Origin of the sequence: Variovorax paradoxus, assembly GCF_029919115.1 — a bacterium.
GTDB classification, from domain to species: Bacteria; Pseudomonadota; Gammaproteobacteria; order Burkholderiales; family Burkholderiaceae_C; genus Variovorax; species Variovorax paradoxus_O.
Genome location: NZ_CP123990.1, coordinates 5,126,969 through 5,139,043 on the forward strand (window position 1 = coordinate 5,126,969; position 12,075 = coordinate 5,139,043).

The 12,075-nt window shown below is 66.8% G+C and carries 13 protein-coding genes; 4 read left to right on the plus strand and 9 right to left on the minus strand.

The features are described 5' to 3' along the window. Nucleotides 1-134: 134 nt before the first annotated feature. Nucleotides 135-707: a Holliday junction branch migration protein RuvA gene (ruvA, locus tag QHG62_RS24520; RefSeq protein WP_126749423.1), complete on the plus strand. Its 573-nt coding sequence runs from the start codon at nt 135-137 to the stop codon at nt 705-707. A 16-nt stretch (nt 708-723) separates the two neighbouring features. On the opposite strand, the gene QHG62_RS24525 is transcribed toward ruvA, so the two are convergent. The 7 genes from QHG62_RS24525 to QHG62_RS24555 are packed head-to-tail and all read right to left on the minus strand — an operon-like array spanning nt 724 to nt 7,248. Then, on the minus strand, nt 724-1,311 hold the full coding sequence (locus QHG62_RS24525) for a YdeI/OmpD-associated family protein (protein WP_281151797.1): 588 nt from the start codon (nt 1,309-1,311) through the stop codon (nt 724-726). A gap of 35 nt (nt 1,312-1,346) precedes the next feature. After that, entirely contained in the window at nt 1,347-2,300 is a 954-nt protein-coding gene (locus tag QHG62_RS24530) for a phosphatidate cytidylyltransferase (protein WP_281148215.1), read from the minus strand. Beyond that, nucleotides 2,297-3,031 (minus strand): lysophospholipid acyltransferase family protein, encoded by a 735-nt coding sequence (locus QHG62_RS24535; RefSeq protein WP_281148216.1) that lies wholly within the window; start codon nt 3,029-3,031, stop codon nt 2,297-2,299. The genes QHG62_RS24530 and QHG62_RS24535 overlap by 4 nt, the downstream gene beginning before the upstream one ends. Next, entirely contained in the window at nt 3,028-3,468 is a 441-nt protein-coding gene (locus QHG62_RS24540) for a hypothetical protein (protein ID WP_281148217.1), read from the minus strand. The genes QHG62_RS24535 and QHG62_RS24540 overlap by 4 nt, the downstream gene beginning before the upstream one ends. After that, a complete protein-coding gene (locus QHG62_RS24545; protein ID WP_281151799.1) occupies nt 3,461-4,810 on the minus strand; it encodes a phosphatase PAP2/dual specificity phosphatase family protein in 1,350 nt (449 codons plus the stop codon). The genes QHG62_RS24540 and QHG62_RS24545 overlap by 8 nt, the downstream gene beginning before the upstream one ends. A 19-nt stretch (nt 4,811-4,829) precedes the next feature. Then, a complete protein-coding gene (locus tag QHG62_RS24550; protein ID WP_281148218.1) occupies nt 4,830-6,605 on the minus strand; it encodes a bifunctional alpha/beta hydrolase/class I SAM-dependent methyltransferase in 1,776 nt (591 codons plus the stop codon). Nucleotides 6,606-6,645: 40 nt separating this feature from the next. Continuing rightward, on the minus strand, nt 6,646-7,248 hold the full coding sequence (locus QHG62_RS24555) for a CDP-alcohol phosphatidyltransferase family protein (RefSeq protein WP_281148219.1): 603 nt from the start codon (nt 7,246-7,248) through the stop codon (nt 6,646-6,648). Between the two features lie 82 nt (nt 7,249-7,330). On the opposite strand from QHG62_RS24555, the gene ruvB reads away from it, so the two are divergent. The 3 genes from ruvB to QHG62_RS24570 all read left to right on the plus strand — a co-directional run bounded on the left by ruvB (nt 7,331) and on the right by QHG62_RS24570 (nt 10,355). After that, a complete protein-coding gene (gene ruvB, locus QHG62_RS24560; protein ID WP_281148220.1) occupies nt 7,331-8,395 on the plus strand; it encodes a Holliday junction branch migration DNA helicase RuvB in 1,065 nt (354 codons plus the stop codon). 9 nt (nt 8,396-8,404) lie between these two features. Then, nucleotides 8,405-9,391, plus strand: coding sequence for a CDF family Co(II)/Ni(II) efflux transporter DmeF (gene dmeF / locus QHG62_RS24565; RefSeq protein ID WP_281148221.1), 987 nt, complete (start codon nt 8,405-8,407; stop codon nt 9,389-9,391). A gap of 94 nt (nt 9,392-9,485) precedes the next feature. After that, nucleotides 9,486-10,355: a UDP-2,3-diacylglucosamine diphosphatase gene (locus QHG62_RS24570; RefSeq protein WP_281148222.1), complete on the plus strand. Its 870-nt coding sequence runs from the start codon at nt 9,486-9,488 to the stop codon at nt 10,353-10,355. Nucleotides 10,356-10,374: 19 nt separating this feature from the next. Here the strand turns inward: QHG62_RS24570 and QHG62_RS24575 are convergent, their stop codons facing one another. Both QHG62_RS24575 and QHG62_RS24580 read right to left on the minus strand, forming a co-directional pair. Continuing rightward, entirely contained in the window at nt 10,375-10,623 is a 249-nt protein-coding gene (locus tag QHG62_RS24575; protein ID WP_281148223.1) for a hypothetical protein, read from the minus strand. A 167-nt stretch (nt 10,624-10,790) separates the two neighbouring features. Further along, the gene (locus QHG62_RS24580; protein ID WP_281151800.1) at nt 10,791-12,071 is read right to left on the minus strand and encodes a c-type cytochrome; all 1,281 of its coding nucleotides are present in this window, start codon (nt 12,069-12,071) and stop codon (nt 10,791-10,793) included. Between the last annotated feature and the right edge of the window lie 4 nt (nt 12,072-12,075).

Genomic DNA, 12,075 nt, shown 5'->3' on the forward strand with positions numbered 1-12,075 from the left:
CAAGACCAGCCATGCTCGAAAAAACGCAATCCAAAGCGGGGAACACCGCGGAACCGGCTTTGCCGGGCCGCCGGTGTTGCCCCCTCGAGGGGGGAGGCGGCTACACGAAGTGAGCAAGCAACGGGGGTGGGCCAATGATAGGCAAACTCACCGGCATCCTGGCCGAGCGCAACCCACCGCAGGTGGTGGTGGACTGCAACGGCGTCGGTTACGAGGTCGATGTGCCGATGAGCACGTTCTACAACCTGCCCGGCACCGGAGAGCGCGTTTCGCTGCTCACGCACTTCGTGGTGCGCGAGGACGCGCAGATTCTCTACGGTTTCGGCACCGCCGAGGAGCGTGCGGCTTTTCGGCAACTCATCAAGATCACCGGCGTGGGGCCGCGCACGGCGCTCGGCCTGCTTTCGGGCATGAGCGTGGGCGAGCTGTCGCAGGCCATCACCACGCAGGAGCTCGGCCGGCTCGTCAAGATTCCGGGCATCGGCAAGAAAACCGCCGAGCGGCTGCTGCTGGAACTCAAGGGCAAGCTGGGCGCCGACATCGGCCTGCCCGCGCATGCGGCCTCCGACGCGCAGGCCGACATCCTTCAGGCGCTCATTGCGCTGGGCTACAGCGACAAGGAAGCCGCGCTGGCGCTGAAGGCACTGCCAAAGGATGCGACAGTGAGCGAGGGCATCAAGCTGGCGCTGAAGGCGTTGGCGAAGTAGGGCGCCGGACCCCCGCTCAGGGGTGGATCTTCTCGCCCTTGGCGAGCATTTCAACGAATTGCGCAATACGCCGCGCCCGGGTCTCGGGCTTCTTTGCGCCCTGCGTGCGGAACAGCACCGAATAGCGGTTGCGTGAATCGAGCTTGGCAAAGAAGGCTGCGGCCTTGGGATTCGCATCGAGGGCCGTCTGCAGGTCGGACGGCACGGTGGCGACGCTCTGGGCGTCGTAGGCCGCATCCCAGCGGCCGTCGGCCCGGGCGCGGTCGACCTCGGCCAGGCCGGCAGGCTGCATGCGGCCTTCCCCGATCAGCTTCAGTGCCTTGTCGCGGTTGATCTTCGACCAGGTGCTGCGCGGCGTACGCGGGGTGAAGCGCTGCAGAAAGTGCGTGTCGTCTTCCGCCTTGCGCTGCCCGTCGATCCAGCCGTAGCACAGCGCAACTTCGAGGGCCTCGGCGTGGGTGGCCGATGCAATGCCGCTGTCCTTCCTTGCGATTCGCAGCCACACGCCGGCTGCGGCGGCATGGTGGCGCTTGAGCCACCGCTCCCATGACGCGGCGGTGGTGCATTCGACGGGCGTGTCGTGCGGAACGCGCTCGGCCGCCATCGCTTTCTTTGCCCTGGTACTTGCGCGTGCCGTGCTCACGGCACCCACCAGTAGCGCAAGGCGTGAAAGTAGATCGGCGCCGCGAAGATCACCGAGTCGAGCCGGTCGAGCATGCCGCCGTGGCCTTCGATCATCGAGCCCCAGTCTTTCACGCCCCGGTCGCGCTTGATGGCCGACATCACGAGCCCGCCGAAGAAGCCCATGAGGCAGATGGTGAGCGCCATCAGCGCGGCTTGCCACGGATTGAAGGGCGTCGCCCAATAGAGCGCCGCACCCAGCGCGGTGGCGCTGGCGACCCCGCCGACCAGGCCTTCCCAGGTCTTGGAGGGCGAAAGTTCGGGCGCCACCTTGCGCTTGCCGAAGAGCTTGCCCCAGACGTACTGCAGCACGTCGCTGCCCTGCACCACGATCACCAGAAAAGCGATCAGCAGCAGGTTGCGTCCCTCAAAACCGGGAATCTGCAGCGTGAGCAGCGCGGGCACGTGGCTGATGCAGAACACGCAGATCATCAGGCCCCACTGGATCTTGGAGGTGCGCTCCAGAAAGCGCTGCGTGTCGCCGCCCACGGCCGCAAGAATCGGCAGCACCAGAAAGGCGTAGACCGGAATGAAGATCGAATAGAGCCCGTACCACTCGATCCACACCAAAAAGTATTGCACCGGCAGCCCGATGTAGAACGCCGCCGCAATTGCATGATGGTCGCCGCGCCGCGTGTAGGCCAGGCTGATGAACTCGCGCAGCGCATAGAACGAGATCAGATAGAACAGCGCGATCACGCCGCCCTTGCCGAAGGCAAAGGCAAGGCCGATCACCGCCACCATCACCCACCACGCATTGACGCGGGCGTTGAGGTTGTCGATGACGGAATTGGGCTGGCCCTGCGCCACGCGCCACTTGAGCGTGGCGCCAATGGCGGAGGCAAGTATCAGCACGCCGGCCACGCCTCCGAACAGTTGCAGCGTGGTCTGGGTGGAGGGCGAGATGTTCATGGCGTGGTTGCAGCTGCTTTTTCTTGTTCGGGCACGCGGTCGTATTCGGGGCGCAGGTCGAGCATGGCGGCGCGCGCGCGGGCGAGAAAGCTGGTCTTGTCTTCGCCGTCGGCCAGGCGGATCGGCGCGCCGAAGCGAACCGTGCAGGCCAATGGAATGGGCACCAGCGTGCCCTTGGGCAACACGCGCTTCAGGTTTTCGATCCACACAGGTACCAGCCGCACTTCGGGGCAGGCGCGTGCCAGGTGATAGAGCCCGCTCTTGAGCGGCAGCAGGATCTCGTCGCCGGTGTTGCGCGTGCCCTCGGGAAACATGATGAGCGAGTCCCCACCTTCCAGCGCTGCTTTCATCTGATCGACAGGGTTGCCGCCCTGGCCCGAGCCGTCGCGGCGGATCATCAGTGCGTTGAACACATCGGCGCCAATGAACCGGCGCACCTTGGAGGCCATCCAGTAGTCCTGCCCCGCCACCGGCCGCGTCAGCGCGCGAAGATCGGGCGGCAGCGTGGCCCACAGCAGCACGAAGTCGCCGTGGCTCGTGTGGTTGGCGAAATACAGCGTCTGCTCGGCCTTGGGCGTGGTGCCGCTCCAGATGGCGCGCACGCCCGTCAAGAGCCCGGCTGCGCCGATGATCAGCTTGCCCGCAACCACGGCGAGTGCGCGGCGAAATAGCGTGCTCTCGGGCCGGGAGTCTTTTTCTTTGTTGTTGCTGTTGTTGTCTTCTTCGGTCACGACAGGTCCTGTGTCATCAAGGCAAGGAGAAACATCGCGCTCTGGCAAGCAACCACGATGGCATGCCGCTGCATGAGCTGCCGCGTGCCTTGCACGCGGTCATCGAGCGGCCGCAGGGCCATGGGCGGTTGTGCGTTGCGCAGGCCGAGCCGGTCGAGTGCGGAGTCGAGCGCGTCGAGCGATGCGATGGTGCCGCGCGCCAGATTGGCGAACAACGCCTCGTCGAACCGCAGCCTGAATGCGAAATAGCGTTCGAGCGCTCCAAGCACCACCACCGCGCCAAGGCTCATGGCTGCCGTGGTCGAGAGGGAGCGCACCGTGAGGGCGAGCACCAGCGCCGCAATGCACATGAGTGCGAAACCCCACACCGCCAGCACCGTCACCGAGCGCAGCAATCCGGCAAGGGCGGCGCAGGTGGCGCGATCGCTTTCAGTCATGGGGCGGCACTCCGGGAACAGTGGTGCCCAGCGGCTCGAGCGAAACGCGCCACGCGGGGCGAAGAACGATCTGCGGACGCGCCATGCGCACCGTGTCTTCCGCCTGCGCCAGCCCGCCTGACGCGCCGTAGCGCCCCAGCCATGCGATGGTTGCCGCGGCGCTGCGCGAGAAGCCCAGCGCGCAGCAGACCCACACGGCTGCGCCTCCGGCATCGAGGCGCTGCCCTTCGATCACCGCGGCGGCGCGTTGCAGCCGCACGGTCGGTGGCACGGTCAGGTCGAGTATCGGCACGCAGCGCGCGTGCGGAACGCCGGCTGGCGTCTGCAGTTCGGCGCACAGGCTGACGAGCCGGGGCTGCCCGGCAGCAATCCACTCGGCCTTTGTCGGCAGGCGTCCGAGGCGCAGCCCCGGTACTACTTCGACCGAGGCGGGCAGCTTGCGCGTCCAGAGCCACGCATTGAGGGCGGCGCCCAGGCGATAGGGCGCAAACAGCCAACGCGCGGCCCAGCTCATGTGCCCGCCGCCGTTCATCTGGAAGCCACGGGCGCCGAAGCCGATGTAGTTGAGCGCCACCAAGGCCAGCGAAACCGCAGGCCAGGCGAGCCACAGCAATAGGCCGCCGCCATACAGGCCGGCGGCAAGAAACAACGCCGCGCCGGCGGCATAGAAGCTCGCGAGCTTGCGGCGCTGCGCATCGCGCGTGCATTGCCAGGCGCGCGGCATCGACACCGTGCGCTCCAGCGGCCACAGCCATACGCAGAAAAGGCCCAGCAGTGCGCCCGTGGGAATGTCGATGAAGTGGTGCTGCCAGGTGGTGAGCACCGATGCGCAGATGGCGAATGCCCACACATGCAGCACCCATCTTGTCCACGCTGCGCGCAGGAACTGCCGGTACCAGTCCCACAGGATCACTGCCAGTGCAATGTGCAGCGACGGCGCCTGGTTGTAGGGCTGGTCGAAGCCGCGCAGCGCATTGAACAGGAACGCGGGGGCACCCTGGACCTCCGGTTGCCCAAAGCTGAAATGCAGCGGCCAGAGCACGAAGCAGGTGCACGCGATGAGCGTGGCGCTCACCAGCCGCAGCGCATGCCGGTCGAGCGTGTGCTTGCTGCGCGCGAGAAAAAGCGAGAGTGCGTAGAAGACGTTGATCGTCCAGTACGGAAAGATCGTCCAGGCCCAGAACGGCACCTGCCGCTCCCACTCGAAAGCCATCGAGGGCACCTGCGCGCGCGTGGTGGCCCACCAATTGGCAAGGCCGTAGGTCGTATAGAACAGCGGCCCCAGGAGCACCAGCCATGCCGCGGCCCGCTTCCACGGGCGTTGTGCCAGCCAGTGCTTCATTTTGCGCAAGGCCCCGAGCTCATGCCATCCTCACTGCGAGCGAGACGGTGAAGATGCCCCACTCGTCGATGCGCTGGTCGATCTTGCGGAAGCCCGCTTCTTCGACCAGCTGGTCCATCTCGGCCTGCGTGCGGCGGCGCATGACCCAGGCCTCACCCTGGCGGTGGCTGGTGAGCGCGCGCGCAATCATCTCGAGCTGCGGATGCCAGGGCTGGCCGGTGTAGACCAGGTAGCCGCGGTCTTCCACCGCGTCGCCCACACCCGCGAGAGAACGCCGCACCATGTCGTTGTCGGGAAAGAGTTCGTACAGGCCCGACACCACGGCCAGCGTGGGGCGCGGCGTTACGGTCGCCAGGCTGATGCGGTCGAAGGCGTCGGCCTGAACGAACTGCGCGACGTCTTCCAGGCCTTTTTCGGCGATGAGCGCGCGGCCGTCGCGCACGTTGATGTCGCTGTAGTCGCGCAGCAGGATCGAGCTGGCCTTCACAGGGCTTGCAGCCACCGCGTCGAGCACATAGCGGCCATGGCCCGCTGCGATGTCCATCACGCGCACCTCGCGATGCATTTCGGCCAGCCGCTCCATCGCAATGCGGATCAACTCCTCGACATGGATCTTGCGCTGCCGGATGCCGCGCCAGCCGATCGAGTTCAGGTAGGTCTTGTCGATGGAGCGGCCGAGCGGCCCCTTGCCTTCCGGATGATTGCGGTAGACGTAGTCGAGCGTGCTGCCCGAATCGAAGCCGGTGTCGTGCCCCAGCTTCACGCCGCGCGAAAGAGTGCCGCCAAAGCGCAGCCCGGCGCGCGTCAGTCCCCAGTAGGCGCCGCGCGGAGACAGCGTCGCCAATGGCTCGGCCAGCGCGCGCGACTCGTCGGCCGTGTTGCCGCTCAGGTGTGCGGCGCGCAGGTCGACCGGTGCCGGCGGCTCCTCGAACAGCTGCAGGACGAACTCGCGGATGGCCTGCACCGCCGGTGCGCGGTCCTTCTCGCCCAGCGTGTCGTGAAAGAAGCCCGGCAGTTCCAGCTTGGTCTTGATGGCACTGCCCAGCCGCTCGAAGAACTGGTGCTGCGGCTTGTGGTGCACCACCCAGTCGGCGCCCGAGATCAGCAGCTGAACCGGCAGCGTGATGGCGTTGGCATCGGCCACCACGCGGTCGGCGGCTTCGTAGAGGCCCAGCAGGATGTTGACGGCGATGGGCCGCGAGATCAGCGGATCGCTCTCGTAGCTCGCAATGCGCTCCCGGTCGTGCGTGAGGAACTTCGCCTTCACATAGCTGTTGACGAAGAACAGGCCGCGCAGCTTGTGCATCAGGCCCAGCCCGGCGCGCGCAAAAGGCACGTAGAGCTTGACCTTGAAGGCCGGCGAGGCCAGCGTGAGCCCGCGCACCTTGGGCGCGTAGTCGTGCGCCCAGGTGGAGACCAGCACGGCCCCCACGCTCTGCGCAACAACGTGGATGTCCTGCTCGGCCACGCCATGCGCGCTGCCGATGTGCTGGACGAAGGTCTGCACGTCGCGCACCGACGTGGCAAAGCTCGGGCTGTAGCCGCGCTGGCCCGGCGAGCGGCCGTGGCCGCGCGCGTCCCAGGCAAAAAAGTCGAAGTCGGGCAGGTTGAGTTCGTCGACCAGGTGCGCCATGCGCGCGCCGTGCTCGTGCCCGCGGTGAAACAGCACGATGGCGCCGCGGCGCGCTGCGCCCGTGGCCGGCCAATGCCGGTAGAAGAGCGATTCGCCGTCGTGCGTGCGGAACTGGCGCTCTTGCGCCGTGCGTTGGTGGGTGTTGGTATCGGTATCGGTCATTGAATCCAGATCGCTGTTCTTTTGTTTGTTATGCATGGGTTCATGCGGCTTCGGCCAGCGCGCGCCGCACGCGGTTGGCCACTGTCCAGGCGACCAGCACTGCGATAAGCGGCATCAGCCAGGCGGTCCAGCCCGGCAGGGGCCAGCCCAGCGCCACATAAAGGCCGAGCGCCCCGAACACGAAGGCGCGGTCGCTCTTGCCGAGCGGGCCGTCGTAGCGGCGGGAGGCGCCCACCGTGGGGCCAAGTGCGCCGGCAAACTCGCTCAGTCCGGCGAGCATGATCACGGCGCCGACCCAGAACGGGCTGAACGGCTGAACCAGCGCAAACGGCAGGTAGAGCGCAGCATCGGAGACCACGTCGGTCAGTTCGTTGAGGAAAGCGCCGAGCTTGCTCTGCTGCCCGTGCTCGCGCGCCAGCATGCCGTCGATGGCGTTGAAAGCCATGCGCACGAACATCCAGGCCGGTATGAGCGCAAAGGCCGCGAGCGACGGCGCCGCAAAGAAAAGCCAGAGCCCGATGGCCACCGAAACCACGCACGCGGCCAGCGTGACCTGGTTGGCGGTGATGCCCATGGCGTGCAGCCGGCCGACGAGCGGCCGCAGCAGCGCCTGGAACCGAGGCTTCAGTTCGTAGATCGACACCCTTGGCTTCCCCTCGTTTGTTATATGGCCGGAGCATTCTGCCAGTGTGGCAGGCACTAAACTCAAGCCGAAGACCCCTCAAATGACCATTCAGACCGACGACTTCGCGCCCGCTCCTCCTCGCGTGGTGTCCGCCGCCCCCGCGTCGCCCCAGGAAGAGGCGATAGAGCGGGCGCTGCGCCCCAAGCTGCTCGACGAATACGTCGGCCAAGCCAAGGTGCGCGAGCAGCTCGAAATCTTCATTGGCGCGGCGCGCAAGCGCAAGGAGGCGCTCGACCACGTGCTGCTGTTCGGCCCCCCCGGCCTCGGCAAGACCACGCTGTCGCACATCATTGCGGCCGAACTGGGCGTGAACCTGCGCCAGACCTCCGGCCCGGTGCTCGAGAAGCCCAAGGACCTTGCCGCGCTGTTGACCAATCTCGAGCCGAACGACGTGCTCTTCATCGACGAGATCCACCGCCTGAGCCCGGTGGTCGAGGAAATCCTCTACCCCGCGCTGGAGGACTACCAGATCGACATCATGATCGGCGAAGGCCCCGCGGCGCGCAGCATCAAGCTCGACCTGCAGCCCTTCACGCTGGTGGGCGCCACCACGCGTGCCGGCATGCTCACCAACCCATTGCGCGACCGCTTCGGCATCGTCGCGCGGCTGGAGTTCTACACGCCCGAGGAGCTGGCGCTCATCGTGCGGCGCAGCGCCGGGCTTCTCAAGGTCGAAACGGACGAAGCCGGCGGCTTCGAGATTGCGCGCCGTTCACGCGGTACGCCCCGCATTGCCAACCGCCTGCTGCGGCGCGTGCGCGACTACGCCGAGGTAAAGGGCAACGGCCGCATCACCGAAGAGATTGCGCACAAGGCCCTCGCCATGCTCGACGTCGATCCGCAGGGCTTCGACCTGATGGACCGCAAGCTGCTCGAGGCTGTGATCCACCGTTTCGACGGCGGCCCGGTGGGCCTTGACAACGTGGCGGCCAGCATCGGCGAGGAGCGGGACACCATCGAGGACGTGATCGAGCCCTACCTCATTCAACAGGGCTACCTCCAGCGCACTCCGCGCGGACGCATCGCCACGCTGGCGGCCTACCGCCACCTGGGCGTGACGCCGCCTTCGAGCCGCTCGGACGGACAAGACCTTTTCGGAATCTGATTTTTATCCATGCATACCCATGACCTGAGTGCCTGGCAGCACGACCATCATTTCGGCGCAGGCAACGAATCGGCCGAGCGCAGCACCCGCCTCGTGATGTGGATCACCGTCGCCGCGATGGTGGTCGAGATCGGCGCCGGCTGGTGGTTCAACTCCATGGCGCTGCTGGCCGACGGCTGGCACATGAGCTCACATGCGCTGGCCATCGGCCTGAGCGCCTTTGCCTATGCGGCGGCGCGGCGCTACGCGAACGATCCGCGCTTTGCTTTCGGCACTTGGAAGATCGAGGTGCTGGGCGGCTTTGCGAGCGCGCTGATGCTGCTCGGCGTTGCGGCGCTGATGGTGGTGGGCTCCATCGAACGGCTTCTCTCGCCTTCGGCCATCCACTACCGCGAAGCGGTGGCTGTGGCTGTGCTGGGGCTGGTGGTCAACCTGGTCTGTGCGCGGCTGCTCGGATCGGCTCACCACCACGGGCATGGGCACGACCATGACCACGGACATGCGCACCATCACGACGATCATGGCCACTCGCACGGCCATGCACACGGTTCTCACGGCCACGACCTGAACCTGCGCTCGGCCTACCTGCACGTGGTGGCCGACGCCGCCACCTCCGTGCTCGCCATCGCGGCGCTGCTGGGCGGCTGGTTCTTCGGCTGGGCCTGGCTCGACCCGATGATGGGTATCGTCGGCGCGGTGCTGGTGTCGGTCTGGGCCAAGGGCCTGCTGAAGGAAACCGGCCGCGTGCTGCTCGATCGCGAGATGGACCATCCCGTCACGGCCGAGATTCGCGAAGGCGTGGAAACCATGCTGGCCGATTCGGAAACGCGCGTGGTCGACCTGCATGTGTGGCGCGTGGGGCGCGAGGCCTATGCCTGTGCGCTCACCGTGGTGACGCATTCCCCCACGCTCTCGGCCGACGAGGTGCGCGCCTGCTTCTCGATGCACGAGGAAATCCGCCACTCGACGGTGGAAATCCAGCGCTGCACAACTTGAGCCGACTGCGGCGCGTGGCGTCCTGACCACGCGTCACCGGAGTGTCACGGGAAAGCCATCGCGCCGTCACGCGGCGGTGGGAGCCTACCCGTCCATGCAACGCGACGATGCTTTCCTCCGCGCATGGCGCGACACCGCGACCCGGACCCCCGAGCCGGAGGACGACGATCTTGCGCGCCCGCCGCTGCGCTATCGCACCCTCTGGATCTCCGATCTGCACCTGGGCACGCCCGGCTGCCAGGCCCGTGCGCTGCTCGACTTTTTGAAGCACACCGAGTGCGAAACCCTGTTCCTGGTCGGCGACATCATCGACGGCTGGCAACTCAAGCGGCACTGGTACTGGCCGCAGGCGCACAACGACGTGATCCAGAAGCTGCTGCGCAAGGCGCGCAAGGGCACCCGCGTGATCTTCATTCCGGGCAATCACGACGAGTTTGCGCGCAAGTACCTGCACCACAATTTCGGCGGTATCGACGTGGCGGAGGAATGGATTCATGAGACGGCGGACGGCCGCAAGCTCTGGATCATTCACGGCGACCTGTTCGACGGCGTGATCCAGTGCGCCAAGTGGCTCGCGCATGTGGGCGATTCGCTCTACGAGTTCACGCTCAAGCTCAACCGGCACCTCAACTCGCTGCGCGCGCGCATGGGGCTGCCCTACTGGTCGCTTTCCAAGTATCTCAAGGGCAAGGTCAAGCGTGCCGTGAGCTACGTGGGCGACTTCGAGAACGCGGTGGCGCGCGAGGCTCGCAAGCGCGGGGTGCAGGGCGTGGTCTGCGGCCACATCCACCACGCCGAAATGCGCGACATCGACGGCATCCTCTATTGCAACGACGGCGACTGGGTCGAAAGCCTCACGGCCCTGGCCGAGCATGCCGACGGCACGCTGGAGATCATCGACTGGGCCCGGCACATGCCGGTGAACGCGAAGGCCGGCGCGCAGCGCGAGCCCGTCGCGGCCTGAACAAGGGGCGGCTCAGCGGCTACTGGCCGGCTCCAGGCCGATGCGGCGACTGGCCGAGGTGCTGTTCGCGCCAGCTGTCGTAGTGCCGCAGCATGGACTTGCCCACTTCATCGGCCCAAAGCCACCAGGCGAGCGCAAGATTTTCTGCGCCCGTGGGTTCCGGTAGCGGGTCGGCCGTTGGGGCGGCTTGTGCCTGCGGGTCTGGCAGTTCGTAGTCGCACAGCCGCTCGACGCTGGCGTGCGAGAAATTCGTGGCGACAAGGCTCAAGGTTGCTCTCCTTCGAGCGGCGCGTTCTGGGGCACCTAAGAACAACTCCCGTAACGAATTGGAACAGTAAACGCGGGAGAAAGCGCCTCGGGCAATCCCGAATGAAAACAAAAGAGTTCATAAAGCGGGGCGTTTCCACAGCGCATCGAGTGCCCTGGAGCGCCAGCTCAGCGCCGCATCGTGTCGAGCTGTGTCACGGGCGGGCTGTCGTTGCCCCATGAGCCGCGGACGAAGGCGAGCACCGCGGCCACGTCGCCCGCGTCCAGCAGGTGTCCGAACGGCGGCATGCCGTAGGGGCGCGGATTGCCTTCGGTGGCGGGCAGGTAGCCACCGTGCGCGATCACCTGGATCAGGTTCGCCGTCTGCGCCATGTTCACGGCGCGGTTCCCTGCCAGCGGCGGAAACGCCCCTGGCACTCCCTGGCCCTGGTCGCCATGGCAATAGGCGCAGCGCTGATCGTAGATCTTCGCGCCTCGCGCCATGGTGCCGGCGTCCCGGCGCAGGACGGCGGCAGGTTGCGCGGGGGCGGCAGTTGCAGCCGGCGCGCCGGGCAGGTCTTTCAGGTAGCTCGCCATCGCGGCCAGGTCGGCATCGCTCAGGTATTGGGTGCTGCGAAACACCACGTCGGCCATCGGCCCCATGACGGAGCCGCGCGGTGCGATGCCGCTCTTGAGCAGCGCGACCACTTCCGCCGTGGGCCAGTCGGCCACGCCCGCTTCGTGCGGATCGGCAAGCGACGGCGCATACCAGTTCTCTGCCGCGATCAGCCCGCCCGAAAGGCCGAGCTGGGTCTGCGTGGCGCCCAGCGAATCGCGGGGGCCGTGGCAGGCGATGCAGTGGCCCAGCCCGCCGACAAGGTACGCGCCGCGGTTCCATTCCGCGGGCTTGCCTGCGTTGGCGACGAAGGTCTCGGGCTTGAAGGAAAGAGCCCGCCACACTGCCAGCGCGGCCTGCGTGTCGTAGGGAAACCGCAGCCGGTGCGCCAGGTTGGGCGCCGGCGCGGGTGGCAGGCTGCGCAGGTAGGCATAGATGGCGTCCGAATCTTCGCGCGTGACCTGCGTGAAGTTGGGGTAAGGGAACGCGGGATACAGCAGCCGGCCATCCTTGCTGCGGCCGTTGTGCATTGCGCGCCAGAAGTGGGCGCTGCTCCAGCTGCCGATGCCGGATTTTTCGTCCGGCGTCAGGTTGCTCGAATACACGGTGCCGAAAGGCGTTTTGATCGGCAGGCCGCCCGCGTAGGGCTGGCCGCCGCGCGTGGTGTGGCAACCGGCGCAGTTGCCGGCCAGCGCAAGATAACGACCGCGCTCGACCTGCTGGGGCGTGGCGTTGAAGGCCTCGGCCTGCTCCGGCAGCGGGTCTTCGCCGCGCAGGTTCAGCGCCACGATGCCGCCGGCCGCGCCGCCCAGCAGCAGCACCACAGCCAGCAGCGTCCAGCCGAGATATTTCATCTTC